At 72.7% G+C, this 25,507-nt stretch carries 19 protein-coding genes; 9 read left to right on the top strand and 10 right to left on the bottom strand.

Annotated elements, in window-relative coordinates; genetic code table 11:
• Positions 1-3: 3 nt before the first annotated feature.
• Positions 4-825, bottom strand: a complete 822-nt coding sequence (locus HG542_RS22095) for a peptidase (RefSeq protein ID WP_171084132.1) — start codon at positions 823-825, stop codon at positions 4-6.
• Between the two features lie 203 nt (positions 826-1,028).
• On the opposite strand from HG542_RS22095, the gene HG542_RS22090 reads away from it, so the two are divergent.
• Positions 1,029-1,820, top strand: coding sequence for a VOC family protein (locus HG542_RS22090; protein ID WP_171084131.1), 792 nt, complete (start codon positions 1,029-1,031; stop codon positions 1,818-1,820).
• Positions 1,821-1,826: 6 nt separating this feature from the next.
• Here the strand turns inward: HG542_RS22090 and HG542_RS22085 are convergent, their stop codons facing one another.
• Entirely contained in the window at positions 1,827-2,993 is a 1,167-nt protein-coding gene (locus HG542_RS22085; RefSeq protein WP_171084129.1) for an LCP family protein, read from the bottom strand.
• A 93-nt stretch (positions 2,994-3,086) separates the two neighbouring features.
• Here HG542_RS22085 and HG542_RS22080 point away from each other — a divergent pair, with 93 nt between their 5' ends.
• Positions 3,087-3,638 carry an acyl-CoA thioesterase gene (locus tag HG542_RS22080; RefSeq protein ID WP_171084127.1) on the top strand — a complete coding sequence of 184 codons (552 nt, stop codon included), beginning with the start codon at positions 3,087-3,089 and terminating at the stop codon, positions 3,636-3,638.
• 87 nt (positions 3,639-3,725) lie between these two features.
• Here the strand turns inward: HG542_RS22080 and HG542_RS22075 are convergent, their stop codons facing one another.
• Entirely contained in the window at positions 3,726-5,192 is a 1,467-nt protein-coding gene (locus HG542_RS22075) for an LCP family protein (protein WP_227726109.1), read from the bottom strand.
• A gap of 194 nt (positions 5,193-5,386) precedes the next feature.
• Between HG542_RS22075 and HG542_RS22070 the strand changes: the two genes are divergently transcribed.
• Positions 5,387-6,403: a glycosyltransferase family 2 protein gene (locus tag HG542_RS22070; RefSeq protein ID WP_171084123.1), complete on the top strand. Its 1,017-nt coding sequence runs from the start codon at positions 5,387-5,389 to the stop codon at positions 6,401-6,403.
• Here the strand turns inward: HG542_RS22070 and HG542_RS22065 are convergent.
• The 4 genes from HG542_RS22065 to HG542_RS22050 form a co-directional block, all read right to left on the bottom strand.
• Positions 6,390-8,111: an LCP family protein gene (locus HG542_RS22065; RefSeq protein ID WP_171084121.1), complete on the bottom strand. Its 1,722-nt coding sequence runs from the start codon at positions 8,109-8,111 to the stop codon at positions 6,390-6,392. The genes HG542_RS22070 and HG542_RS22065 overlap by 14 nt on opposite strands.
• Positions 8,112-8,235: 124 nt before the next feature.
• Positions 8,236-9,963, bottom strand: coding sequence for an LCP family protein (locus HG542_RS22060; protein WP_171084119.1), 1,728 nt, complete (start codon positions 9,961-9,963; stop codon positions 8,236-8,238).
• A 261-nt stretch (positions 9,964-10,224) separates the two neighbouring features.
• On the bottom strand, positions 10,225-11,628 hold the full coding sequence (locus tag HG542_RS22055) for an LCP family protein (RefSeq protein ID WP_171084117.1): 1,404 nt from the start codon (positions 11,626-11,628) through the stop codon (positions 10,225-10,227).
• Positions 11,629-11,654: 26 nt separating this feature from the next.
• A complete protein-coding gene (locus HG542_RS22050) occupies positions 11,655-12,407 on the bottom strand; it encodes a TIGR03089 family protein (protein WP_171084115.1) in 753 nt (250 codons plus the stop codon).
• A gap of 128 nt (positions 12,408-12,535) precedes the next feature.
• On the opposite strand from HG542_RS22050, the gene HG542_RS22045 reads away from it, so the two are divergent.
• The 3 genes from HG542_RS22045 to HG542_RS22035 all read left to right on the top strand — a co-directional run bounded on the left by HG542_RS22045 (position 12,536) and on the right by HG542_RS22035 (position 16,165).
• Positions 12,536-14,062, top strand: coding sequence for a peptidoglycan recognition protein family protein (locus tag HG542_RS22045; protein WP_171084113.1), 1,527 nt, complete (start codon positions 12,536-12,538; stop codon positions 14,060-14,062).
• An 81-nt stretch (positions 14,063-14,143) separates the two neighbouring features.
• Positions 14,144-15,235, top strand: coding sequence for a mannose-1-phosphate guanylyltransferase (manB, locus tag HG542_RS22040; protein ID WP_171084111.1), 1,092 nt, complete (start codon positions 14,144-14,146; stop codon positions 15,233-15,235).
• Positions 15,236-15,262: 27 nt separating this feature from the next.
• Positions 15,263-16,165, top strand: a complete 903-nt coding sequence (locus HG542_RS22035) for a DNA-3-methyladenine glycosylase family protein (RefSeq protein ID WP_171084109.1) — start codon at positions 15,263-15,265, stop codon at positions 16,163-16,165.
• Between the two features lie 41 nt (positions 16,166-16,206).
• Here HG542_RS22035 and HG542_RS22030 read toward each other — a convergent pair whose 3' ends face one another.
• Genes HG542_RS22030 through HG542_RS22020 form a run of 3 tightly spaced genes read right to left on the bottom strand, consistent with a single transcriptional unit; the run spans position 16,207 to position 19,068 of the window.
• Positions 16,207-17,541, bottom strand: a complete 1,335-nt coding sequence (locus tag HG542_RS22030) for a coenzyme F420-0:L-glutamate ligase (protein WP_171084106.1) — start codon at positions 17,539-17,541, stop codon at positions 16,207-16,209.
• A complete protein-coding gene (gene cofD, locus HG542_RS22025) occupies positions 17,538-18,503 on the bottom strand; it encodes a 2-phospho-L-lactate transferase (RefSeq protein ID WP_171084103.1) in 966 nt (321 codons plus the stop codon). The genes HG542_RS22030 and cofD overlap by 4 nt, the downstream gene beginning before the upstream one ends.
• 19 nt (positions 18,504-18,522) lie before the next feature.
• Positions 18,523-19,068 carry a cysteine dioxygenase gene (locus tag HG542_RS22020; RefSeq protein ID WP_171084101.1) on the bottom strand — a complete coding sequence of 182 codons (546 nt, stop codon included), beginning with the start codon at positions 19,066-19,068 and terminating at the stop codon, positions 18,523-18,525.
• A 652-nt stretch (positions 19,069-19,720) separates the two neighbouring features.
• On the opposite strand from HG542_RS22020, the gene HG542_RS22015 reads away from it, so the two are divergent.
• From HG542_RS22015 to HG542_RS22005, 3 genes are all read left to right on the top strand, one after another.
• Positions 19,721-19,984 (top strand): WhiB family transcriptional regulator, encoded by a 264-nt coding sequence (locus tag HG542_RS22015; protein WP_004952403.1) that lies wholly within the window; start codon positions 19,721-19,723, stop codon positions 19,982-19,984.
• Between the two features lie 336 nt (positions 19,985-20,320).
• The gene (locus HG542_RS22010) at positions 20,321-24,010 is read left to right on the top strand and encodes a glycosyltransferase family 2 protein (protein ID WP_171084099.1); all 3,690 of its coding nucleotides are present in this window, start codon (positions 20,321-20,323) and stop codon (positions 24,008-24,010) included.
• Positions 24,007-25,494, top strand: a complete 1,488-nt coding sequence (locus HG542_RS22005; protein WP_171084097.1) for a DUF5719 family protein — start codon at positions 24,007-24,009, stop codon at positions 25,492-25,494. Before HG542_RS22010 ends, HG542_RS22005 begins: the two co-directional genes overlap by 4 nt.
• The last annotated feature ends 13 nt before the right edge of the window (positions 25,495-25,507 follow it).

Genomic DNA, 25,507 nt, shown 5'->3' with positions numbered 1-25,507 from the left:
GCCCTAGCCCGCGGCGCGGTTCCGCCGGGTCAGCCAGAGCGTGCCCGCGATCCCGGCGAGCAGCACCGTGCCGCCGAGGGTGCCGAGGGCGATGGCGCTGTCGGAGGGACCGGTCTGCGGGAGCTGCCCGCCGCCGGTGGAACTGCCGGTGGATCCGGATGTGGATCCGGCGGTGGATCCGGACGTGGTGCTGCCGCCCGTGGACGACCCTCCGGTGGTCGACCCTCCGGTGGAGGCGCCGCCTGACGTCGACCCTCCGGACGTCGAACCCCCCGTCGTGGACCCGCCCGTCGTCCCGCCGCCCGCCTTGACGTCCAGCGTGAGCGACGGCTTGGGGTTGTTGGTGGGGTCGCAGGTGGTCGTGGTGCCCAGCGCCAGGATGGTGAGCGTGGAGGCGGTGAAGGTGACCTTGCCGTCCTTCTTGGGTGTGTACGTCCCCGACAAGTCGCCTATTTTGATCGGGGTGTTGGCCGGTATCGGCTCTGCGTTGCCGGGCCCCGAGACGGCGACCGTGCCGGAGTCCGCACCGCCCAGCTTGATGACGGCACTTGGCTTCATCGCCCCCTTGCCGAGTTCGACGGGGCTGGAGGAAACGCCTTTCTGGAAGGACATGGTGAGCTTGTACGAGTCGCCGCTCTGCTCGCCCTTGATGTCGATGGGCGAGACGGCGCTCCGGTCCCCGATGGGCGTCTTGCAGTGGTAGTTGACGTCGACCGTCTCGGCGTGTGCGGCCGGTGCGACCAGCGCGATCGTGCCGCCTGCCAGCGCCGCCGAGAGCGCGAGCGCGCTGCGTCGGCGCGCTGTGCGATGTGGGATGCGGGACACGTGGGGTTCCCTTCTCGTCCGGTGCCGCAGCCGGAAAGCACTGACGGCACATCAGATCGGGCGCCGACAGTACGCCCGGGGCCGTGGAGAAGGAAGACACGGAACACGCCGATGGGGGCCCTGCGGTGGCGGGAGCGCTCCCGGCCCGCCAGGGTGGTCGGTGGCGGGGGACTGCACGCCCGGATCCCGTGGAGGAACCCGTCATGCCCGAGGCAACCACCCCGTACCGGCCCGGCACCCCGTGCTGGACGGAGCTCACGGTCCCCGACCAGCGGGCGGCCCTGGACTTCTACCGCGACCTCTTCGGCTGGCAGGGCGAGCCCGGCCCGCCGGAGACCGGCGGCTACGCCGTGTGCACCCTGCGCGGCAGGCCGGTGGCCGGGATCATGACGGCGATGGCACCGGAGGGCCTGCCCGTCCCGCCCACGGTCTGGACGACCTATCTCGCCACCGCCGACCTGGACGCCGCCCTGCAGGCGGTCCCGGCCGGGGGCGGCCGGGTGATGTTCGGCCCGATGGACGTCATGACCCTCGGCCGCATGGCGATCGTCGTCGACCCCGCGGAAGCGGTGTTCGGGCTGTGGCAGGCAGGGGAGTTCTTCGGCGCGCAGATCGTGAACGAGCCCGGCTCGGTGGTGTGGAACGAGCTCAACACCGCGGACCCGGACGCCGCCCGGGCGTTCTACCCCGCACTCGGCCTGGAGGCGGCCCCCATGGAGGAGGCCCCCGGCTACTTCGCCCTCACCGCCGGCGGCCGCACGGTCGGCGGGATGCAGGGGCTCGGCGAACTGCCGCCCGGCACGCCCTCGCACTGGCTGACGTATTTCTCCGTCGACGACACCGACAGCACGGTCGACGCACTCGTCCGCGCCGGCGGCTCGGTGCTCAAGCCGCCGTTCGACATGATGGACTTCCGGATGTCCGTCGTGGCCGACCCGCAGGGCGCCCCCTTCGCCCTGGTGAACACCACGGGCCCGGAGCCGACAGCAGCCTGACGGGGCTCACCTGCTGCCGGAGGCGGTGACCTTCTCGTCCTTCTTCAGCTGATCGAAGAGCTGCTTCGACTTCACCGGGTCCCACTTCACCGCGACGCCGTCGCTGCGCGTCGGCAGGTTCGGGTTCGAGATCGGCACGGTGAGCTGCTGCCCGTCCTCGCCCGTGACGCCCTTCATGGCCCAGAACATCGAGGTCAGGTCCCACAGCCCCATGTCCTTGTCGACGATGAGGGTGTCGAGGCCGGAGCCGATGACCGGGTAGAGCCGGAAGGGATTGAGGATCGTCGAGGGCGAAGCGGCCTGCTTGGCAAGGGTGTTGAGGAACTTCTGCTGGTTCCGCATCCGACCCAGGTCCTGGTCGGCCTCCTGGTGCCGCTGCCGGACGAACGCCAGCGACTGGGTGCCGTTCAGCGTCTGGCAGCCCGCCTTGAAGTCCGCGCCCGAGTCCCGGTCCTTGATCGGCTTGTCGATGCACATGTCCACGCCGCCGAGCGAGTCGACCAGGCTGCGGAAGCCGCCGAAGCCGATCTCCGCGTAGTGGTCGATGTGCAGCCCGGTGTTGAACTCGATTGCCCTGATCAGCAGTTCGGCGCCGCCGTCCGCGAAGGCCTGGTTGAGCTTGTGCGTGGACTGCGGATAGTGCTTGCCGGACTTCTCGCCGGTGAAGGCCGGGACGGTGACGTACGAGTCGCGCGGCAGGCTCAGCATCGTGGTGCCGTTGTCACCGGTGTGCAGGATCATCATCGAGTCGGTGCGCTTGCCGTCCGCCGACCCGGTGTGCATCTCCTCCTTGTCCTGCTCCGACAGGCCCTCGCGGCTGTCCGAGCCGACGATCAGGTAGTTGGTGCCGCTGCCGGACGGCGCGCGGTCCTGGATCTTCCCGAGGTCGACCTCGCGGCGCAGCTGGGAGTCGGCCCAGAAGTATGTGACGGTGGCCACGACGAGCAGCGTGCCGAGGATCACGATCGCCCCGATTCTGATCCGCCGCCCCCAGTTCGGCGCCCCTCCGCGCGGCGTACGGCCCCTGCCGCCCCGGCCGTGTACCTGGCCGGTGCTGTAGCCGTTGTCGGGGTGGGAGGCACCCGGACGATACTGCGGCGGCAGGCTGCCGCCGCGCCGGGTGGGCGGTACGGCGCGGGCGTCGTTTGTCCGATTCTGGGGCCAATCGTTCATGGGACGAAGTGTGCCTGGTGCGGCACGCCGACCCACAGGGTGCGGACGGGATCGGGGCAGGGCTGTTGCAGAGCTGATGCAATAGTGGAAGGCATGACCCTTCAGGACCGGAGCCCGGAGCCGGCGATATCCGGCAAGCCGACCTCGGCGTCCCGCACGACGCTGTCCCACATCATGACCAGCCATGACACCAACCTGCTGGGCACCGTCCACGGTGGCGTGATCATGAAGCTGGTGGACGACGTCGCGGGCGCCGTCGCCGGCCGCCACTCCGGCGGACCCGCGGTCACCGCCTCGATGGACGAGATGGCCTTTCTGGTGCCCGTCCGGGTCGGCGACCTGGTCCATGTGAAGGCCCAGGTCAACTGGACCGGCCGGTCCTCGATGGAGGTCGGGGTACGGGTCCTCGCGGAGCGGTGGAACGAGTCCACGCCCGCGGTGCAGGTGGGCAGTGCCTACCTGGTGTTCGCCGCCGTGGACGAGAACGGCAAGCCGCGCTCCGTGCCGCCGGTGCTGCCGGAGACGGACAAGGACCGGCGCCGTTACCAGGAGGCGCAGATCCGCCGGACGCATCGGCTTGCACGGCGGCGCGCGATCATGGAGCTGCGGGAGAAGGCGGCCGCGGAGGGTCCGGACGCCGACTGATTCCGCGGGCCGTATGCGGTTGCTCGCGCAGTTCCTCCCCCGGCTACCGCTGGGGGGACCCCCAGCGCCCCTTGCGGGGCGCCCCGCCTACGCCCCGGCCGGGCACACCGCCTGGTCGCCGGTCAGTACGGAACCGCCGCCGCCTCCCTGGGCGCCCCGTACCGGATGGACGGACCGGAAGTCCTGGCCCACAATCACCCGCATCATCGGCCCCTGCCCCGGTTCGGCCCGTAGTTCGGCCCCCGGGAAGGCCGCCGCCAGGGTGCGGACCGAGCGGTCCCAGCGCGGGTCGTAGCTGAGCACCGTCCGCTCCGCCGTCGGCGCGTTCGTCGGCGAACCGGTCGTCATGAAGCCCGTCGCCCGCAGCGCCGCGTCCACGGACTGCCCCAGCCCCGGCCGCCCGGTGCCGTTGAAGACCTGGACGTGCACCCGCTCCGGCGGCACGTCCACTCCCGCGCTCCCCGGCGGCACCCCCTTCGCCTCCTGCGCCTCCGGTGCGTGCCCCGCCGGCCGTGAGGTGATCGGCCGGTCCTCCCGCAGTGCCGCGAACAGCCGGTCGGCCGCCGCCTCGTCCCACTTCACGGTCGAGCCCAGGTGCGGCACCGGGAAGTCGACCACCCCGATCGGCACGGACGTGAACTCCGCCGAGGAGGGCGCCAGGTTCCGCATGGCCTCGCCGAGCTCGACGAGCTGCGCCGTGCCGAACCCCCGGTCGGCCCGCATGGAGCCGATCACGGTGGAGGCCACGTCGTGGAACTTCACCGGGTTCAGCAGCACCCCGCTGCCCGCGACCCGGTGCATCAGCGCGGCGAGGAAGCGCTGCTGCCGCTGCATCCGGCCCAGGTCGGCGGCCCCGTCGAGGTGCCGGGAGCGGACGTACTGCAGGGCCTGCCCGCCGTTGAGGCTGCTGGTGCCGACGGGGAGGTCGAGCCCGGTGTAGTCGTCCTTCAGCGGCTTCGGGGTGCACACCTGCACCCCGCCCACGGCGTCGACGGTTTTCATGAAGCTGGTGAAGTCGACTTCCAGGTAGTGGTCGAGGTGCACGCCGGTCAGCCGCTCGACCGCCCGCACGGTCAGCCCGGGCCCGCCCTCCGCGTAGGCGGCGTTCAGCTTCTGCGGATGGACGGGGTGCACCCGGCCGTTCTCGTCGGTGTACTCGGGGATCTCGGTGTACGTGTCGCGCGGCAGGCTGACCACACTGGCCCGGCTGCGGTCGGCCGAGAGGTGCACCAGCATCACCGTGTCCGTGCAGTGACAGGCGGTGCCGCCGAGGTGGTACGCGGTGCGCTCCGCTTCCGTGATCTTGTCGCGGCCGTCGGTGCCGACCAGCAGGAAGTTCGTCCCGCGGCTCACCCGCGGCCGGTCGGAGAGCCCGCTGAAGGGGTCGATGCGGCTGATGCCCCCGTCGATCCCGGCGACCAGCGCATGCCCCAGCCCTCCGGCGGCCAGCACCGCGGCCGCCGCGCCCATGGCCATGCGCAGCCCCCAGCGCCGGTGGCGGGGGGCGCTGTGGCGGGGCCGGTTCGGGCGGGGGGAGCGGGCCGGTGCGGTCACGTCGGGACCTCCGCAGCGATCAGGAGGGGGCGGGGAGAAACCGGGCGGAAACCGAAAGAACCGTATGCCCATACGATCAGCAGGCTGCGGCACCGCGCCGTCCGAGGGGCCCCCGCCACCCGGCCGGAGCGGACCCCTGTCCCCCATTGGCGGTAACGTGACGAACGACCCCGTAGCCCTGTCCCCGAGGAACCATGCCAGTTCAGCAGCCGCCCGCCGTTTCCGTGATCATGCCGGTGCTCAATGAAGAACGGCACCTGCGCACCTCCGTCCGGCACATCCTGGAGCAGGAGTATGCCGGGGAGCTGGAGGTGGTCATCGCCCTCGGACCGTCCACGGACCGCACGGACGAGATCGCCGCAGAGCTCGTGAAGGAGGACGCACGGGTCCATACCGTGCCGAATCCCACCGGACGCACCCCTGCCGCACTCAATGCCGCGATCAAGGCATCACGTCACCCGATCGTGGTACGGGTCGACGGGCACGGCATGCTGTCCCCCGACTACATCGCCACCGCGGTGCGGCTGCTGGAGGAGACCGGCGCGCAGAACGTCGGCGGCATCATGCACGCCGAGGGCGAGAACGCCTGGGAGCAGGCCGTCGCCGCGGCGATGACGTCGAAGATCGGCGTGGGCAACGCCGCCTTCCACACCGGTGGCACGGCCGGCCCCGCCGAGACCGTCTACCTGGGCGTCTTCCGGCGCGCGGCGCTGGAGCAGCAGGGCGGGTACAACGAGGAGTTCATCCGCGCCCAGGACTGGGAGCTGAACTTCCGCATCCGCGAGGCCGGCGGGCTGATCTGGTTCTCGCCGGAGCTCAGGGTCTCGTACCGCCCCCGGCCCTCGGTCCGGGCGCTCGCCAAGCAGTACAAGGACTACGGCCGCTGGCGGCACGTGGTCGCCCGCTACCACCGGGGCTCGATCAATCTGCGCTACCTCGCCCCGCCGGCCGCCGTGCTGGCCATCGCCGCCGGTGTCGTGGCGGGCGCGGCCGTCACCCCGTGGGGCTTCGTGGTGCCCGCCGGATACCTGGCGGCCATCGCGGCCGGCTCGGTGCCGGCCGGCAAGGGGCTGCCGCTGAAGGCGCGGGCACAGATCCCGGTCGCGCTGGCGACGATGCACATGTCGTGGGGCTTCGGCTTCCTCACCAGCCCGCGCTCGCTCGCACAGCGCGTCATCGCCAGCCGCCGCCCGGCGGTCACCAGCGATTGAGCGAATTGACCTTCATGCAGGCCGACTTGTCGTCGCCGTTGAGGGGGTCGGAGCTCTCGGGCGCCTTGTTGTCGCCGGGCTTCCGGGCACCGTTCTTCGCATCGGGCGACGGGGAGGCGGATGCGGACGACGAGGCGTCCGGGGCGTCCGGGGCGGGCACGTCGCTGTTCGGGTAGACCGTGCCCTCCCGCCAGTCGCCGCCGACGACCAGGGTGATCTGCTGCACCTCGGGCGACAGCCGCACCGCCGTCTCCGGCAGGCCGAGCGCCTTGGCGACGGTCAGGGCGTCGCCGCGCTGCGCGGCCCGCGGGTAGGTGATCGTCGTGTCGGCCTGCGCGCGGGGCGTGGAGTCGGAGACGGCCTTGGCGAAGCCCTGCTTGACCAGCAGGGCGGCGATGTCGGCGCCGCGCCCGGTGGCCGGCGGGAGGACGACGGTGCCGGTGCCGTTGAAGACGGTCACCGGGATGTTCGTCCTGGCCGAGGCGGGGGCGGTGCCCGTCGCACCGTCCTCGGCCTTCTTCTTGTCCTTGCCGTCCAGCGCGATGTCGTTGCGGACGAGCGAGAAGAGCTTGTCCGCGTCGCCGGGCTTGGGTATCACATGGGCGTCGGGGTCCTGCGGGTCGGCGATCCACGGCATCGTGGTCATGGTGATCCGGCCGGAGGGCACGCGCTTGATGTCGTCGGCCAGGTCGTAGAGCTTCTTGACCGAGCCGAGGTCCTTGTCGACGGTCAGCGCCTTGGTGGCGGCCTCGGCGAGGCCGGTGAGCTGGGCCGGGTCGGAGAGCTTGGTGCCGGCCTTCAGCTGACGGACCATCGAGTTCATGTACAGGTGCTGGGCGTGGGTGCGGCCGATGTCGCTGCCGTCCTCGAAGCCGTGGCGGGTGCGCAGCCACTGCAGCGCCTGCTGGCCCTTGATCGTGTGCGTGCCCTTCGGCAGCCGCAGCCCGGACTTGTCGTCGTAGACGTTGGCGTCCACGCAGACCGGGACGCCGCCGACGGCGTCGGCCATGTTCACCACACCGGAGAAGTCGATCATCATGAAGTGGTCGACGGGGATGCCCGTGAGCTCCTCCCACGTGGCGACCGTGCAGCCCGGACCGCCGTTCGCCAGGCTGGTGTTGATGATCTGCGACGTGGTCTCCTTGTAGACCTTGCCGCTGTCCGGGTCGGTGCACTTGGGGATCGTCACGCGGGTGTCGCGCGGGACGCTGATGACGGACATGTTGCTGCGGTCCGCCGAGACGTGCACCAGCATCTCGACGTCGGCGAGCGGCGGCCGGTCGGCGTCGTCCCGGGCACCGCCCAGGTCCTGGTTCTCCTTGCCGATCCGGCTGTCGGAGCCCAGCAGCAGAATGTTGAGGGGGCGCTGCCCCTCGGCATTGGCGACGGCCCGGTCGAGCTGCTTGTCGCCGAGGTTGAGGGCGCCCTTCCTGATGTTGTCGTTGAGGTGCTCGTAGTAGAACCACCCCACACCGCCGGCGGCCACCACGGCGAGGGCCACCCCGAGCGCGGTCCACCGCACGATGCGCAGGGTCCGCTTGCGTGTGGCGGCCCCGCCGCCGGCCTCTGCGGGGCGGTCACCGGAACCGTCGTCCCCGCCGGATCCGCCGCCGGCCTGCGCGGGGATACCGGCTTGCGCCGGGTCGCCCGCCTCCACCGGTATCTCGTCCTGCGCCGCATCCCGCTCTTCGCCGGTGCTCTGGCGCATCGGGCCTCCCCTGAAGTGGTGCGTGCGTCCGGCCCGATGGGCAGGCGTGTTGTGCCGGTTGGTGCACGGTGGACTGTGTTACTGCATTATGCGGCGCGCAAATATGTTCGACGGACGCGCTGTCCTACTTCGCGCACACGTTCTCGTCGTCGGCTTCGATCTTCTGCACGCCCTCCGGCGCCTTGGACGGAGCCGGCGCCGAGACGGGGGTGCCCGCGCCCTTGAAATCCGCGCCGAGCGTCAGCCTCATCTCGGCCTTCGGCGGCGCGTCGCCGCCGCTCTGCCGGAGGGCGTCCGCGGGCAGCCCCATGGCGTCCGCCAGCCGCCGGGCCTGGTCGGCCTGGTTGGGGGCGAACTCCAGGACCGTCTTGTCCGTCTTGCCGCCGGTGGCGTTGCCGCCGTTGCTCGTGCGCGTCATGCCCTTGGAGTTCTGCATCCAGGCGACGGCCTCCTGCGCGGCGCCCACCCGGCGGCTGCCGTTGAAGACCCGCACCCTGACGTTCGCGGGCTCGGCCTTCGGGCCCTGCAGCAGCGCCTGCTGCCTGGCGTCCGCGTCCTCCTGGGCCTTCTTCTCCTTCGCCTTGACCTCGGTGAGGGAGACGTCCTGCCGCACCATGGCCAGCAGCGGGTCGGCCTTCGCCTTGTCGAGCACGACGGTCTTGTGCACCTTGCCGTCGGCCGGGTTGTCGATGACGGGCAGGGTGGCGAAGGTGATGTTCTTCAGGTTGACCTTGCTGAGCTCCTTGCCCAGGCTGGCCAGTTTGCCGACGGAGTCGATACCGGTGTCGACGGTCAGCGACTTGGTGGCCGCGTCACCGAGGTCGTAGAGCTTCTTCGGATTGGTCAGGGTGTCGCCCGACTTCATCTTCCGGATCATCGAACTCAGGAACTGCTGCTGGAGTTTGATGCGGTCCAGGTCGCTCTCGAAGCCGACGCTGTGCCGGGTGCGGACGAACGCCAGCGCGTCCTCGCCCTGGATCTCGTGCCGTCCCTTGCTCAGTTTGAGGTGCGACTTGGGGTCGTCGATGTCCTTGCCGAGACACACCTCGACGCCGCCGACCGCGGAGGAGAGCTGCTTGACGGCGTTGAAGTCGGCCATCATGAAGTGCGTGACCTTCAGGCCCGTCAGCTGCTCGACCGTCCGCCAGGTGCAGCCGGGGTCGCGGTCCTCCTGGCCCAGGCTCTCGTTGAAGCGGACGTTCCTGGAGCCGGGGATCGTCTTCGTCGTCCCGCCGGACCTGGTGGGGCAGTCCGGGATGTCGGTGATCATGTCGCGGGGGATGGAGAGCGCGGTGGCGTTCGACCGGTCCTCCGAGACGTGGAAGAGCACGGTGGTGTCGGCGTGGCCGACGCTTCCGTCGTCGCCGTAGCCGGTGTTGCCCTTGCCGGAGCGCTTGTCGGTGCCGATCACCAGGATGTTGACCGGGCCCTTGGTGACGGCCGCGTTGTCGATGCCGACGTCGACCTTGTCGATGTTGCCGTTCAGGTGCTCGTAGAGGAGATACGCGCCCACCGAGCCGCCGACCAGGACGAAGGCCAGCGTGCCGCCCGTCCAGATCAGGGCTTTCTTCCTGCCGGTCCGTTTCTTCGGTTTGGGCCTGCGGCGGTCCGCTCCCGCGGACTTGCCGCCGCCGGTGCGGCGGCCGGCGGCGCCGCTGCGCTGGCCGGGCACCGGGCGGGGGGCGGGTCGGGGCCGGGTTCTCCGGGCGGCCGGGGCGGCGGGGGTGCCGGCGGGGGCCGACGGCTCCCCCGCCTCGTCGAGGCGCAGCTCGTAGCTGCCGGTCTTGGGGTCGAACACCCACTGGTCGGCGGGGTCGATGCCACCCGCTCGCCCACGGCCTTGCGCGTCCACGGTCGCCTGAATCCTCCGTCGGGTGCCACCCGGCGCCCTTCCCCCTGGGACGCCCGATCACCTTCACGTCGTCTGTGCAGTGCGCGCCGAGCCGGCAGCGCGCACCGGATCGCTCACACTATCCGCCCAGTTCAGCGTCCAGCGACGCCGGGGACAAAAAGCACTCCCCGACAACTGGGCGGTCCCCCCGATCCCTTCATGGGCACGAACGCCTCGGCGAACGCGGGGGTGAAAGAGATGATCGCACCTTTTCGGCGGTGCTCAGCCGCAGATGCCGCGCGCGGCGGTCGTCCCCTCGTATGTGGGCGGGGCATCGGGCCTGGTGGACGGCATCGGAGACGGCTCTGCGGTCTCCTGCGAACGCCCGCCCGTGGTCGGCGCCGCGGGTGCCGACGGCAGGATGGACCGGTGTGCCGCAGGGGGTTCGGGCGCGACGCCGGTACCGGGGTCCGACACGTCGGCCGGATCGGGTTCGTCGTCCCGCGGGGCCCGCGGAGGACGCCGCCCGTCCGGCTTCCCGTCCGCGGGCCGGACATGCTCACTGACCGTCACCGGCCGGTCCATGCGCAGCTGCTCGAACAGCTGGTCGGCGTCCGGCTGGACGAGCTCGTCCCGGTCGGAGTTGTACGGGTACGGCTTGCGCGGCACCGTCAGGAACTGCACATGGCTGCTGGGGATGTTGCGCACCGTGCGCACCAGGTCGTACATCTTGCGCAGCGAGTCGAGCCCGGAGTCCGTGGTGAGCGACTTGGTGGCCGCGTCGAGCACCGGGTAGAGCCGGGCGGGGTTGAGCAGCACCCCGTCGCTCTGCATCTCCTGGAACAGGGCGCCCATGAACAGCTGCTGACGGCCCATCCGTTCGGTGTCGCTGCCGTCGCCGATGCTGTAGCGGGCCCGCACGAAGCCCAGCGCCTGTTCCCCGTGCAGCACTTGGCGCCCGGCGGGCAGTGTCAGGTGCGCCTCGCGGTCGTCCACAGGCTTCTTCAGGCAGACCTCGACCCCGTCGACCGCGTCGACCAGGCGCTTGAAGCCGCTGAAGTCCAGGACGATGTGGTGGTCGATGCGGACCCGGCTGATGCCCTCGACGGTGCGGATGGTGCAGGCGGTGCCCGCGAGTTCGTACGCCCAGTTGAACTGCGCGAAGCGCTCGTTGGTGTAGCTGCCGTCCGGCTTGCGGCAGCGGGGGATCGTGGCCATCAGGTCGCGGGGCAGGCTGACGGCGGTGGCGCTGTGCCGGTCGGCGGCCAGGTGCAGCAGGATCGTGGTGTCCGAGCGCTGCGAGCCGCTGTCCTCGCCGTACCGGGAGTTGCCGGCGCCGCTGCGCGTGTCGGAGCCGATGATCAGGATGTTCTGGGCGCCGTTGACCATGGCCTGCGGGCGCTCCTTCTCCCAGCGCCTGAGCTCCGCGGCGGTCTCGTCGTCGGTGTGGATATTGCTGTTGAGCTGCTCGTAGAGCACCCAGCCGATCCCGGCCACCGCCAGCACCAGCAGCGCCGTGCCCCCGGCGAGCCACCGCAGCCAGCGCCGGCGCCGGGACAGGCCCGCCCTGCCGTCCGGCCCCTCGGAGAGGGGGCCGTCCGGCAGACGGGGCCTGCCCGGGCTGTGGTTCACGGCTGCATTGCGTCCTTCCCGCGCGGGGTCGGTCGGCGGCGTACCGTCGATCATCGCGCGGAACCGGCCGTCCGGCAGCGTCAGAGGGCCGTCACGGTGACGCGCTCGCTCGCGCGCCGCTGCTCCAGGCCGTCCGCGGACAGCAGACCGAGGTGGCGGCACAGCACCACCGAGCCGCCCGCGGCGAGCGGTGCGAAGAGCCCGGCCGACAGGCCGTCCCAGTCGTCGTAGGACAGGCCCGACAGCAGGCGCGAACCGGCGGCGAGGCCGCGCCGCTCGGCGTCCGCACGGGCGCGTCCGACGAGTTCGGCGCCGGTGAGCTCCAGCCCGTCCACGGCCAGCGCCGGGCCGTCGGGGTCCACGGGGGCGTACGGGGCGAAGCGGTCGCCCTGGCCCGGCACCTCGACGGCGTAGTCGAGGAAGCCCTGCGGCGGCTCGGGGAAGCGGCCGCCCAGGGGGCGCAGGGCCAGCGCGACGCGCTCGCCGGAGCAGGCGCGCGCCTGCTCCAGGGTGTCGGGCCCGCTGACGACCAGGTCGGCGGCGGCCGGGTCGCCGCCGACGTCGGCGAGCACGCCCACCGAGGAGCAGGCGAGCAGCCAGACGGCCGTCTGCCAGTGGGCGGGCAGCAGCAGGGCGAGCCGGTCGCCGGGCTCGGCGGCGAGATCGCCCTGCAGCAGATTGGCGGTCTTCGCCACCCAATTGGCGAAGGTGGCCACGGAGAGTTCCACGCGCTCGCCGGTGGCGTCGTCGTAGAAGGTCACCAGCGGGCGGGCCGGGTCCGCGGCGAGCGCGGAACGCAGCAGGTCGGCGGGGGTGCGGTCGGTGGCGTTCATCCGCGCCAGGGTACGCGGGGCGGGGGCTGACGGTCAGTCGGACGGGGGGTGTCCCGGGGCCGTTCCGGGCCGACATACCAGCAGTTGAGAAATGGACAGGAATGTCCCATTGTGTTCAGGTTTCTTTCATGCGTGGAATCCTCATCACCCCCGCCGTCACCGCCTGCGCCGCCCTCGCCCTGCCGCTCCTGGCCCCGGTCTCCTCCGGAGCGGCGCCGCACCGCGCGACCGGGCCGGAGAGGAGACCACCCGCCGCCCCCGCCGCACCGGCCGGCGCGACGCGCTCGTTCCCGCTGGTCCCGCTCGGCACCGCCCGCCGCGCGTACGGCACGGCCTCCGGGACGGCCGGGATGGGTCTGCCGGCCCAGGAGGTCCGGCCGTTCTCGCTGATCGGCATCGTCTGGGACGACGCGGACGCCGAGCTGCACGGCCGGGTCCAGGTCCGTACCCGCTCGACGGCCACCCACCAGTGGTCCGGCTGGCAGGACATCCAGGCGCACGACGACGACCGCCCCGACCCCGACTCGGACGAGGGCCGCCACTCCAAGGTGCACGGCTCCACCGCACCGCTGTGGGTCGGTGCCTCCGACGCCGTCCAGGTACGGGTCCGCCCCGAGCCCTCGGCCGACCGGCAGCCCGCGGGCCATGGCAGCGGCCTGCCCCGCGGCATGCGCGCGGAACTCGTCGACCCGGGCCGCGACCCGGCCCCCGCGCCCGCCGGCCGCCCCGGCCGACGGGCCGTCACCCCGCCCGGCCCGGTCCCCGGCGGCGACAACGAGAGCTCCTCCTCCGCCTCCGCGGCCAACGCCCCCCTGGCCCCCCTCGGCGCCACCGAGATCCCCGCCCTGGACCGCCCGGACTCCCAGCGGGACGTCGCCGCGGCGCACATCGGCATCGGGCGCATCACCGCCGACGTGAACACGGAGGACCCGGAGACCCAGGACGTGCCCGAGACGGCACCCTCCCAGGACGGCATCGGCCTCCCGCTGACCCCCGAGACGGACCGGGGCACGGAGGAGAACGCCGACGACTCCGAGTCCGCGGGGCGCTACGTGGGCCCGCGCCCGCGCATCGTCACCCGGGCCGGCTGGGGGGCCGACGAGTCCATGCGCGAGCGGCAGTTCGCGTACACCAAGACCGTCAAGGCGGCCTTCGTCCACCACACCGCCTCGGGCAACGGCTACAGCTGCTCGGAGGCCGCCTCCGTCATCCGCGGTATCTACCGCTACCACGTGGTGAGCAGCGGCTGGCGGGACATCGGCTACAACTTCCTCGTGGACAAGTGCGGCACGGTCTACGAAGGCCGCGCGGGCGGCGTGGCCAAGGCCGTCAAGGGTGCTCACACGCTCGGTTTCAACACCAACAGCATGGGCATCGCCGTGATCGGCACGTTCAGCAAGAACGGGGCCCCCGGTGCGGCCGTGGACGCCGTGGCCAGGCTGGCCGCGTGGAAGCTGGGGCTCTTCGGCGTCAACCCCAAGGGGTCGGTGTCCCTGGTGTCGGGAGGTGGCAATCTCTACAAGAAGGGCACGACCGTCAAGATCAAGGCGATTTCGGGGCACCGTGACGGTTATGCCACGGAATGCCCCGGTGACAAGCTGTACTCCCGTCTCGGCACCATCCGTTCGACCGCCGCCCGGCTCCAGGGCCGCTGACCGGCGCGAAGCGGACTCGAAGGTTCTGCATACACTGGCCGCCGTTCACGGCCCGGCCCCAGCAGGAAGCAGAGACAACAGTTGACTTCTTCGCGAGAAGCGATCCTCCTGGTCGGCGGCAAGGGCACACGGCTGCGCCCGCTCACGGTGCACACGCCCAAGCCGATGGTCCCGGCGGCGGGCGTCCCGTTCCTCACCCACCAGCTCGCGCGGGCCCGCGCGGCCGGGATCGAGCACATCGTGATGGCCACGTCCTACCTGGCCGAGGTCTTCGAGCCGTACTTCGGCGACGGCTCCGCCCTGGGCCTGCACCTGGAGTACGTCACCGAGGAGGAACCGCTGGGCACCGGCGGGGCGATCCGCAACGTGGCCTCGCGCCTGCACTCGGCCCCCGGCGACCCGGTCCTGATCTTCAACGGCGACATCCTCACGGGCCTCGACATCGAGGCCCTGGTGGAGACGCACCGCAGGGCGAACGCGGACGTCTCGCTCCACCTCACCCGCGTGGCGGACCCCAGGGCGTTCGGCCTGGTCCCCACGGACGGGACGGGCAGGGTCACGGCCTTCCTCGAAAAGCCGCAGACGCCCGAGGAGATCGTCACCGACCAGATCAACGCCGGGGCCTACGTCTTCAACCGCTCGGTCATCGACACGATCCCGGCGGACCGCCCGGTCTCGGTCGAACGCGAGACGTTCCCGAACCTCCTCTCCTCGGGTGCCCACCTCCAGGGCATGGTGGACTCCACCTACTGGCTGGACCTGGGCACCCCGCAGGCCTTCGTGCGCGGCTCGGCGGACCTGGTCCTGGGCCGCGCCCCGTCCCCGGCGGTGCCGGGCCGGTGCGGGGAGCACCTGGTGCTGGACGGCGCCGAGGTGGCGCAGGACGCCAAGCTGATGGGCGGCACGGTGATCGGCAAGGGCGCGCGGGTGGAGCCCGGGGCGCGCATCGAGGGCAGCACGGTGATGGACGGCGCGGTCGTGGAGGCAGGCGCCCAGATCACGGACTCGCTCATCGGCGCGGGCGCGGTCGTAGGGGCCCGCTGCGTGCTGGACGGGGCGGTGGTCGGCGACAACGCGCGCATCGGCGCGGACAACGAACTCCGCGCAGGAGCCCGCATCTGGTGCGACGCGACGATCCCGCCGGGATCGATCCGCTTCTCGTCGGACCAGTAGCCACAGCGGCCGACGTACCCTGGCCGAATGGCCACCCGCACATGGGCCCCGCCGGGCCCGTACGACCTGGGACGCACACTGGGCGTCCTGGCAAGGGGTCCGGGCGACCCCGCGTACCGGGTGGCACCGGACGGCTCGGTCTGGCGGTCGAGCCGCACCCCTGCCGGACCGGGAACGCTCCACGTCAAAGCCACGGCCAACGGCATCGAGGCGGAAGCGTGGGGCCCGGGAGCACCCTGGCTCCTGGACACCCTCCCCGCCCTCCTGGGCGCGACGGACACCCCGGAAGCGTTCGTCCCCCGCCACCGCCTGCTCCACGAGGCGCACCGCCGCAACCCGGGCCTGCGGCTGGCCCGTACGGGTCTGGTCCTGGAATCGCTGATCCCGTCGATCCTGGAGCAGAAGGTGACGAGCGACGAGGCGTACCGCGCGTGGCGCCTGCTCCTCCAGCGCCATGGCGACCCGGCCCCGGGCCCGATGCCGGGCCTGCGGGTCATGCCGGATCCGAAGCGCTGGGCCCTGATCCCGTCCTGGGAGTGGCACAAGGCAGGGGTGGACACCAAACGCGCGTCGACGATCATCAGAGCAGCCCGCGTGGCCCCCCGCCTGGAAGAGGCAGCCGCGATGGACGATCAGCAGGCATCGGCCCGCCTCCAGGCGATCCCGGGCATCGGCCCGTGGACGACGGCGGAGACGCTGCAGCGGAGCAACGGCGCGGCGGATGCGGTGACGACGGGCGACCTGCACCTGCCGAAGATCATCGGCTATGCCCTCACGGGTGCCAGGGGCACGGACGACGAGGGCATGCTGGAACTCCTGGCCCCGTACGAGGGCCAGCGCCACCGGGCCTGCCGCCTGATCCTCCTGACGGGCCAGGTGCCGCCGAGGCGGGCTCCCCGCTTCCCGGTCGGCAACATCGCGCCGCTCTGAGGGCGGGCGGGAGCGGTCGCCGAGCCGCTCCCGCCCCCCGACTACCGCACCTCGACGAACGCCCCCGCATCCCGCCCGGGCCGCGCCGCAGGCGCAGCGGCCGCCCGCCCCACGGCCACGGCCCCCATGGGATCCCACTCCTCCGGCAGCCCCAGGACGTCCCGCACCACGTCGCGGCAGAACATCGTCGACGAAACCCAGGCCGACCCGAGTCCCTCCCCTGCGAGCGCCACCAGGAAGTTCTGCACCCCGGCCCCGGCCGCGACGACGAACATCTCCCGCTCCGCGGCAGCGCGCCGCGCATCGGGGTAACGATGCGACCCGTCCATCACCAGGCACGGCACCACCAGATACGGTGCCCGGCGCAGCACGTCCCCCCGCCGCACCCGCTTCGCGACGGCCTCCTCCGAGCGCCCGTCCGCCCGCAGGTCCGCGATCCACGCGTCCCGCATCGCGTCCAGCAGCCGCACCCGCGACTCCTCGGACTCCAGCAGCACGAACCGCCACGGCGTCGTGTGGTGCGGCGCCGGCGCCGTGACCGCGGCCGCGACGGCCCGCCGCACGGCCCCCGGGTCCACCGGGGCGTCCGTGAACTCCCGTACGGTGCGGCGCAGCGTCACCGCCTCCCGCACGGCCTCGGACGTCCCCAGCCGGAACATGTCACCGGCCGCATCACGCACCAGCTCCCGCGCCCCGGACCCGTCGTGCTCACCGCCCACCACATGCGGCAATCCCCGCACCACGGCCACCGGCAGCCCCCCGGCCTTGCCCTTGACCAGGTCGCCGGCGGCGGCGAGTTCGTCGGCGGTGGCCACCACGGTGACCCCGAGCTCGTTCCCGTGGGCATCGACGGCGCCGCGCAGGTCCTCCAGGACCCGCACCCCGGCGGCCCCGATGGCGACGTCCGTCAGCCCGCTGCGCCAGGGCCGCCCGAACGTGTCGGTGATGACGACACCGACCTCGACGCCGAGCGCGTCCCGCAGCCCGTCCCGGATCCGCCGCGCGGAGGCGTCGGGGTCCTCGGGCAGCAACAGGACGGTCCCAGCAGGGGTGTTGGAGGCGTCGACGCCGGCAGCGGCCATCACAAAACCCTGGCGGTTCTCGACGATGCGCAGCGTGCCGCGCCGCGCCACGACCCGCACGGTCTCGGCGTCGATCGCGGCCTCGCGGTCGCTGGCGAGGACGACCCGCCCCTCTGCCTTGCTGACGATCTTCGAGGTGACGACGAGAACATCGCCGTCGGCAAGCCCGGGCAGCCCGTCCCCGAGGACCGCGGAGGCGATGATCTTGCCGAGGTCATCGCCCCCCTGCACCTCGGGAATCCCGGGAACAGCCCACACCCGGAAACCGGGAACGTCACCGTAGGAACCATTCACGAGCCCCGCACCTCCTCGGCCAGGGCCAGCGCCGCGGAGGCCATCCGGGCGGTGGCCGGAACATCGGTCATCATCAGCGGCACGGCCCGGCACCGGATCCCGGCGGCCTCGACATCCGCGACGGCCCCGGCGTCGACGGTGTCGACGAGCCACCCGTCCAGCAGCCCGGACCCGTAGTGCCGGGCGACGGCGGCGGCGGTGGACTCGACGCCCACGGCGGCGAGGACCTTGTCGGCCATGCCGCGCACGGGCGCGTCCCCGACGATGGGGGAGAGGCCGACGACGGGCGCCCCGGCGTCGGCGACGGCCTCGCGGACACCGGGCACGGACAGGATGGTGCCGACGCTGACGACGGGGTTGGACGGCGGGAAGAGCACGACGTCCGCGGCGGCGAGGGCCTCCAGCACCCCGGGCGCGGGCTTCGCCTGCTCGGCCCCCACCGGAACGATCGCGTGGGCGGGCACGGAGGCCCGCATGCGCACCCAGTACTCCTGGAAGTGCACGGCCTTGCGCCCGTCCTCGGTGTCGACGAGGACGTGGGTCTCCACCCGGTCGTCACTCATCGGCAGCAGCCGGACGCCCGGCTGCCACCGCGCGCACAGCGCCTCGGTGACGGCGCTGAGCGGGTATCCGGCGCCGAGCATCTGCGTCCGCACGATGTGCGTGGCGAAGTCGCGGTCGCCGAGCCCGAACCACTCGGGCCCCACGCCGTAGGCCGCCAGCTCCTCCTTCACGGCGAAGGTCTCGCCGGCCCGGCCCCACCCCTGCTCCTCGTGGATGCCGCCGCCGAGGGTGTACATCACGGTGTCGAGGTCGGGACAGACCTTGAGGCCGAAGAGATGGATGTCGTCGCCGGTGTTGCCGATGACGGTGATGTCGGCGTCGGGAGCTGCTGACTTGAGGCCGCGGAGGAAGCGGGCGCCCCCGATCCCGCCGGCCAGAACCACAATGCGCTGCTGCATGCCTGCAGTCTGTCAGCCGCTACGAGCCGCCCTGAAGAGCGGTCCGGGCGCGGCCGCCGCCCGCGTGGCCCGAGGCGCACTGCGGCCACGCGGCCTGCGGCCGGTGCATCGGCATCTCGGTGAGCCCGGGGAAGTAGACGTGCAGGCTCACGGCGGGCTCGAGCGAGTCGTTGAGGACCTCGTGCGCATAGCCGGGGGCGAAGACACGCTGGTCCCCGGCGGCCAGCCGGCGCCGCACGGCACCGGAGGCGGTGGTGGCGGCCTCGGTGAGCTCCCCCTGCACGACGGTCAGCACGCCGGACGACCGCCCGTGGCCGTGCAGCCCGCTGCCCTGGCCGGGCACCCAGCTGAGCAGCCAGACCTCGTACCCGGGCCCGGTGCGCAGCCGGTGGTACCAGCGGCTGACGGCGTCGTAGCGCACGAGGTGCGCCCAGGAGGCGCGGTCGGCGGCGAGGGTACGGGCCAGTCCGGCGAACTCGGCGACGGTGGCGGGGTGGGCGGCGGGCGGGGGCATCAGGTGCGGGACGGCGAGCGGGTCGCCGGCGATCTGGACGTCGCTGTTCATGAAAGGTGTTCCTCGTACGGGAAGGAAGAGACCGGGGCGGCGGGGCGCACGACGAGCGGGTGTGCGGAAGCGCCGGGAAGAACCGGAAGGGATCAGCTGGAGCGAGGACGGCGGAAGCGCGTACGCATCAACAGCTGGAACAGCGACAGCGCGCCTGAACAGCACAGCGGGACCCGTAGGCACGGGTCAGGCTGAGGTTCCCCAGGGGGAGGGAGGTCGCTGGCATGCCACCAAGGAGACCGGGCCACCGGCCCCTCTGTCAACTGGATGTCTGTTTTGACGTTATTGGTTCACCTCTTCCGGTGTCCGAAAGGGGCAAAGGGTTTGTGGCGCCGTAATGTCGGACAGGTGGCGCACCGTCCGGGCCGTCGGCGAGCTCCGCGGACCGTGCTGCAACTGGGATCGGCCCCCTCGGCGTCCTCCCTTACGGAAGGGAGAAACGGGGTCCCTGTGACGAGTGGGAGATGTGTCCACTCTTGTGATGGTTTGGCAACTTTACGCTCAGCCTTGGTTCCGCAGAGTGAATAAGGGGCCCAATAGCAGATCCCGGCTTGACTGCCCCGGATCGCCGCACTTGTAATTTCACTCGTGTCGTTCTGTCGCACCTGATAGCGGCAGCACACGGGGACGCAATGACAGACGAGGGGCGCACATGACCGAGCTGTTCCAGCAACTGCTGGTCGAGGAGGCGGACGAGGAGCTCGGCTGGCAGGAGCGCGCACTGTGCGCTCAGACCGACCCCGAGTCCTTCTTTCCCGAAAAGGGCGGATCCACGCGCGAGGCGAAAAAAGTGTGCCTGGCCTGTGAAGTCCGTTCCGAGTGCCTTGAATATGCCTTGGCCAATGATGAACGCTTTGGCATCTGGGGCGGATTGTCCGAACGTGAGCGCCGCCGCCTCAAGAAGGCCGCGGTCTGACGGTCGCCGGTCCAGGACCGACGCACACGAGTCACGACCTGACGCAATGTCTTGTACAAGGCCCGCACAGGGGACTGAAGGACCATCCGGTCCGAGCACTCCCGCACCAGCAACCGCAACACCGTCCATAGCGAACAGTCCGCCTCCCGCGCCCCGCAAGCGGGAGGCGGACTGCTGTCCGCCGAGCCACTAGGGTGGGTGGCTCGACGACGCGCCGGGCGACGGCGGCCGTGCCCTTCCGGGCCCGCCGGACCCGCCCGCGTCCACCGCAGCAGTCCAGCACCGCAGTCCTCCGGGGGTGACCCGGGGACGCCCGGCCGGAGGGCCTGTACCTCGATGTCCGTGCACAGCACTACGGCGGCCCGCTTCCCCGCCGGCTCCCTGTCCGACCACACGGTTCCCCCGGCGTTCCCGCGCCACGTGGTCACCGCCGTGCTCGTCGCCCACGACGGCGCCCGCTGGCTGCCCGACGCCCTCGCCGGACTGCTCGGCCAGGAACGGCCCGTGCAGAACGCCGTGGCCGCCGACACCGGCAGCACCGACGACTCCGCCCGGCTCCTCGCCGACGCCCTCGGCGACGACCGCGTCCTGCACCTCGCCCGCCGCGCCGGCTTCGGCACGGCCGTCGACGAGGCCGTCCGCGCCGCCCCCGCGCCCACCGCCGACGAACTGCCGTACCTGCGCAGGTCCAGCGGCTGGGACCCGGTCGGCCGCACCTGGAGCGAGGATGAGGACGGCGCGTACACCGCCGACCTCGAACCCGTGCAATGGCTCTGGCTGCTGCACGACGACTGCGCCCCCGAGCCCGGCGCACTGCACGAACTCCTGCGCGTGGCCGACGCCGAGATCACCGCGGGCCGGCCCGCCGCCGTCATCGGCCCCAAGCTGCGCAGCTGGTACGACCGCAGGCAGCTGCTGGAGGTCGGCGTCTCCATCGCCCGCAGCGGCCGCCGCTGGACGGGCCTGGAGCGCCGCGAACAGGACCAGGGCCAGCACGACCAGGTCCGCCAGGTGCTCGCCGTCTCCTCCGCCGGCATGCTCGTCCGGCGCGACGTGTGGGAGCAGCTGGGCGGCTTCGACCAGCGCCTGCCGCTCATGCGCGACGACGTCGACCTGTGCTGGCGCGCCACCGCCGCCGGGCACCGCGTGCTCGTCGCCCCCGAGGCCGTCCTGCGGCACGCGGAGGCGGCCGCCCGCGAGCGCCGCCCGGTCGACTGCGCGGGCCGCAAGCCCGCCGACCCGCACAAGGTCGACAAGGCCGGCGCCGTCTACACGCTCCTCGCCAACACCCGCGGCGCGCTGCTGCCGTACGTGATGCTCCGGGTCGTCCTCAGCACCCTGCTGCGCACCCTCGGCTACCTCGTGGGCAAGGCCCCCGGGCAGGCGCTCGACGAGGTCGCGGGGCTCATGGCCACGCTGCTGCGCCCCGGGCGCATCCGCGCCGCGCGCAAGCGGCGCGGGCAGCCGTCCGTCACGGCCGGCGAACTGCGGGCCCTCTTCCCGCCGCCGGGCGCGACCGTCCGCGCCACCGTCGAGCAGCTCGCGAGCGACTTCGGGGCGGGGAAGGACGACGGAACCTCGTCCGCCGGACGTCACGGGGCCGTCGAATCGGGACCGGGCGGGGACGACGCGGACTTCCTGGAGGTCGAGCAGTTCGCCCGGCTCCGGCGCATCGCCCGCAAGCCCGCCCCCGTCCTCTTCACCGTCCTGCTGCTCGTCTCCGCCATCGCCTGCCGCGGACTGTTCGGCGGCGGCGCGCTCTCCGGCGGTGCGCTGCTGCCCGTACCGGACGGCGCGTCCGCCCTGTGGGCGAGCTACACCGACGGCTGGCATCCGGTCGGCACCGGCACCACCGCCGGGGCGCCGCCCTATCTGGCCGTCCTGGCCGCCCTGTCGACGTTCTTCCTCGGCTCCACGAGCTTCACCCTCACGCTGCTGCTGGTCTGCTCGGTGCCACTGGCCGGTCTCACCGCCTACTTCGCCTCCCGCCCACTGGTCGACTCCCGGCTGCTGCGCGCCTGGGCGAGCGTGGCCTACGCCTTCCTGCCCGCCGCCACCGGCGCCCTCGCGACCGGCAGGCTGGGCACCGCCGCCCTGGCCGTCGTCCTGCCGCTCATGGCGCGCGCGGCGGTCACCGCCGCGGGCCTCGGCACGGCAGGGGCGCGCCCCTCGTGGCGTGCCTGCTGGACGTACGCGCTCCTCCTGACCGTCACCATGTCCTTCACTCCGGTCGTCTGGCCGCTCGCGGTCGTGCTCGGCCTCGGCGTGCTCGTCCTGCGCTGTGTGCGCGGCGGTGCCGGACAACTGACCGTGCAGGGGCCGCGGCTGCTCGCCGTGCTCCTCACACCGGTCGCCGTACTGGCCCCCTGGTCGCTCGGACTGTTCACACATCCGGCGCGCTTCCTCGGTCAGGCGGGCCTGGACCTGGGACACGGATCCGCCTCACCGCTCGGACTGCTCACCGGAGACCCCGGCGGGCCGAAGACCGGTGCGTTCCTGCTGACCGGTGTGGTGCTCGCCGCGCTGGCCGCCCTGCTGCGCAGCGACCGGCAGTTCGCGGTCCGCACGGCGTGGGCCGTGGCACTGACCGGTCTGCTGTGCGCGGTGCTGGGCAACCGGACCGCCTGGGCCGGTCCGGCCACCCTGGTCTACGGGCTGGCGCTCATCGCGGCGGCCGTCGTCGGTGCCGAGGGCGCCCGGGAGCGGGTGGCGGCGCAGAGCTTCGGCTGGCGGCAGCCGGTCGCGGGCCTCATCGTGCTCGCCGCAGGGGCCGCACCGCTCGTCGCCGCCGTCGCCTGGACGGTCAGCGGCGCGGACGGGCCGCTGACGCGCCGCGACCCGGCGCAGGTGCCCGCGTTCGTCGCCGAGGAGGCGGGCACCCGCGACCAGGCCCGCACCCTGGTGCTCGGCGGGGACACGGCGCACGTCACGTACACGCTCGTCCGCGGTGCCGGGGCGCGCATGGGCGACGCCGAGCTGAGCGAGGCCGCGGGCCGCGACGGGCGGCTCGACTCCGTCGTGGCGCACCTGATCGGCGGCTCCGGCGCGGACCAGGCAGGCCGCCTCGGCGACTACGCGGTCGGCTACGTCCTCGTTCGCGACAACGACAGCGCGACCGCCCGCACGGTCCGCGTCCTGGACTCCACTCCCGGGCTGACCCGGCTGAGCCAGGAGGGCCACACCGCACTGTGGCGGGTCGACCGGCAGGTCGCCCGCGTGACGGTCGTCGGTGGTGCACAGCAGGACGGCGGCCTTCCGGTCCCCGTCGCGGCCGGGCCCGTCACGGCCCGCGCCACGCTGCCGGCCGGCTCCGCGGGCCGCGTGCTGCGGATCGCCGACAAGGCCGCGCCCGGCTGGAAGGCCACGCTGAACGGCAAGGCGCTCAAGCGCACCACGGTCGACGGCTGGGCCCAGGGCTTCACCCTCCCCGCGGGCGGCGGCAAGCTGTCGCTGTCGTACGAGACCCCGGTGGCGCACACGGCGTGGCTGTGGGGGCAGGGCCTGCTGGCGCTCCTCCTGGTGGTCCTCGCCCTCCCCGGCCGCCGGCGCCGGGTCGACGACGACCTGCCGGAGAGCGACGCCCCGGCCGCCGCCGCACCGGCCGCCGCGGCCGTGCCCGAGCAGCCCGTGCCGGGAGAGGGCCGCCGGGCCCGCCGCCTGCGCGCGGCCGCCGCTGCGGCCGCCCCGGAGCCGGCCCCGCCGGCCGGGGCACCTCCGGCGGACCCGTACGAGGAGCAGGCTCCGGCCGACCCGTACGCCGCCGTGCCGCACCAGCAGCCGTACACGGAGTACGGCGAGTGGGACGCCCGGAACCAGCCGTACCAGCAGTCCGGTCACGGCACCGGGTACGAGCAGGGCCACGACCCCGCGTACCCCTCGTACCCGTCCCCGCAGTACGACGCACAAGGCCAGGTCCCGTACCCGCAGGACCCCTACGCGGCCGGTTCGTACGGCCAGTACGACGCCTACGACCCGTACGGCTACGGACACCAGCAGCCCCACCGTGACGGGAGCGAGCAGCAGTGAAGCGCACCACCCTCTCCCTGTTCGCCTGCACGGCGGCACTCGCCGCCGTCACCGGTGTCGCCGTGCTCACCGGCCCGTCAGACGTTTCCGCGCCGGGTGGCAAGAGCGGTCGGACGGTCACGGGCGCGAAGGCGCCCGTGCAGCGGTCCGCGCTGGTGTGTCCGGCGCCGACGTCGTCCGACGTGGGGGACACGACGTACACCGCGTTCACACCGGCCGGCGGCAAGGGCACGGGCAAGTCCGCTGACCTGCTGCCCGCGGCGGGCGGCAAGAGCGGCAAGAACGACGGCAAGCCGGTCCTCTCCCTCAAGGAGCCCGGCAAACCGGTCACGGCCACGACCGACCGCTCGGACGCACCGGCCCTCTACGGCGCCGCCGACGGTCCGCTCGCCCCCGGCTGGACGGCGCAGCAGACCACCACCATCAGCGCGGGCAGCGGACGCGGTCTGCACGGTCTGACGTGCACACCGCCCGACACGTCGTTCTGGTTCCCGGGCGCGAGCACCGCCAAGGGGCGTCAGGACTACGTCCACCTGACCAACCCGGACGCCACACCGGCCGTCGTCGACCTGGAGCTGTACGGCAAGGACGGCCGCATCAAGGCGCCTTCGGGCGAAGGCGTCACCGTTCCGCCGCACACGACCGTGCCGGTACTGCTGTCGACGCTGACGGATGCGCCCACGGACGACCTGACCCTCCACGTGGCGGCCCGTTCGGGCCGCCTGGGCGCCGCCGTGCAGGCCGCCGACGAGAAGGCCGGCGGCGACTGGCTGGCGCCCTCCGCCGACCCGGCGGCGGACGCGGTGCTGCCCGGCATCCCCGCCGACGCCACGTCCGTGCGGCTCGTCGCCTACGCACCCGGCTCCGACGACGCGGACGTCGGTCTGCGCTTCGTCGGCCCGAACGGCACGATCTCCCCGGCCGGTCACGAGTCGCTGCACCTCAAGGGCGGCATGACGACCGCCGTCGACCTCGGCGACCTCACCCGCGGCGAGGCGGGCTCCCTGATGCTCACGGGCGGCAGCGGCGGCACCCCGGTCGTCGCCGCGCTCCGCGTCACGCGCGGCAAGGACGACAAGCAGGAGACGGCGTTCATCCCCGCCACCTCCGCGATCGACGGCCGCGGCACCGTGGCGGACAACCGCCCCAAGGCGGCCACCCTGTCGCTGACCGCACCGGGCAAGGCGGCCACGGTGCGCGTCACGTCCTCGGCGGGCAGCGAGGGCGGCGCACCGGTGACCAAGACGTTCACGGTCAAGGCGGGAACGACCCTCGCCTTCGAACCCCCGCAGCCGGACGGGGCCAAGGGCTCCTATGCGGTGACGGTGGAGAAGACGGACGGGGGACCGGTGTACGCGTCCCGGATGCTCGCCCTGCCGAAGGACGGCGTCCCGATGTTCACGATCCAGCCCCTCCCGGACGACCGCTCGACGGTGGCGGTCCCGGAGGCGAAGACGGATTTGTCGTTGCTGAACCGGGGTTGAGGCCACGCGCCGC

The sequence above is a fragment of the Streptomyces morookaense genome (assembly GCF_013030945.1).
GTDB lineage: Bacteria > Actinomycetota > Actinomycetes > Streptomycetales > Streptomycetaceae > Streptomyces > Streptomyces morookaensis.
This window is presented reverse-complemented; position numbering and strand designations above follow the sequence as displayed.

Coding starts and splice junctions, on each gene's coding strand:
- HG542_RS22090 (WP_171084131.1), top strand. CDS start 1,029: ATGCCCGAGGCAACCACCCCGTACCGGCCCGGCACCCCGTGCTGGACG.
- HG542_RS22085 (WP_171084129.1), bottom strand. CDS start 2,993: ATGAACGATTGGCCCCAGAATCGGACAAACGACGCCCGCGCCGTACCG.
- HG542_RS22080 (WP_171084127.1), top strand. CDS start 3,087: ATGACCCTTCAGGACCGGAGCCCGGAGCCGGCGATATCCGGCAAGCCG.
- HG542_RS22070 (WP_171084123.1), top strand. CDS start 5,387: ATGCCAGTTCAGCAGCCGCCCGCCGTTTCCGTGATCATGCCGGTGCTC.
- HG542_RS22065 (WP_171084121.1), bottom strand. CDS start 8,111: ATGCGCCAGAGCACCGGCGAAGAGCGGGATGCGGCGCAGGACGAGATA.
- HG542_RS22055 (WP_171084117.1), bottom strand. CDS start 11,628: ATGATCGACGGTACGCCGCCGACCGACCCCGCGCGGGAAGGACGCAAT.
- HG542_RS22050 (WP_171084115.1), bottom strand. CDS start 12,407: ATGAACGCCACCGACCGCACCCCCGCCGACCTGCTGCGTTCCGCGCTC.
- HG542_RS22045 (WP_171084113.1), top strand. CDS start 12,536: ATGCGTGGAATCCTCATCACCCCCGCCGTCACCGCCTGCGCCGCCCTC.
- HG542_RS22035 (WP_171084109.1), top strand. CDS start 15,263: ATGGCCACCCGCACATGGGCCCCGCCGGGCCCGTACGACCTGGGACGC.
- cofD (WP_171084103.1), bottom strand. CDS start 18,503: ATGCAGCAGCGCATTGTGGTTCTGGCCGGCGGGATCGGGGGCGCCCGC.
- HG542_RS22020 (WP_171084101.1), bottom strand. CDS start 19,068: ATGAACAGCGACGTCCAGATCGCCGGCGACCCGCTCGCCGTCCCGCAC.
- HG542_RS22015 (WP_004952403.1), top strand. CDS start 19,721: ATGACCGAGCTGTTCCAGCAACTGCTGGTCGAGGAGGCGGACGAGGAG.
- HG542_RS22010 (WP_171084099.1), top strand. CDS start 20,321: ATGTCCGTGCACAGCACTACGGCGGCCCGCTTCCCCGCCGGCTCCCTG.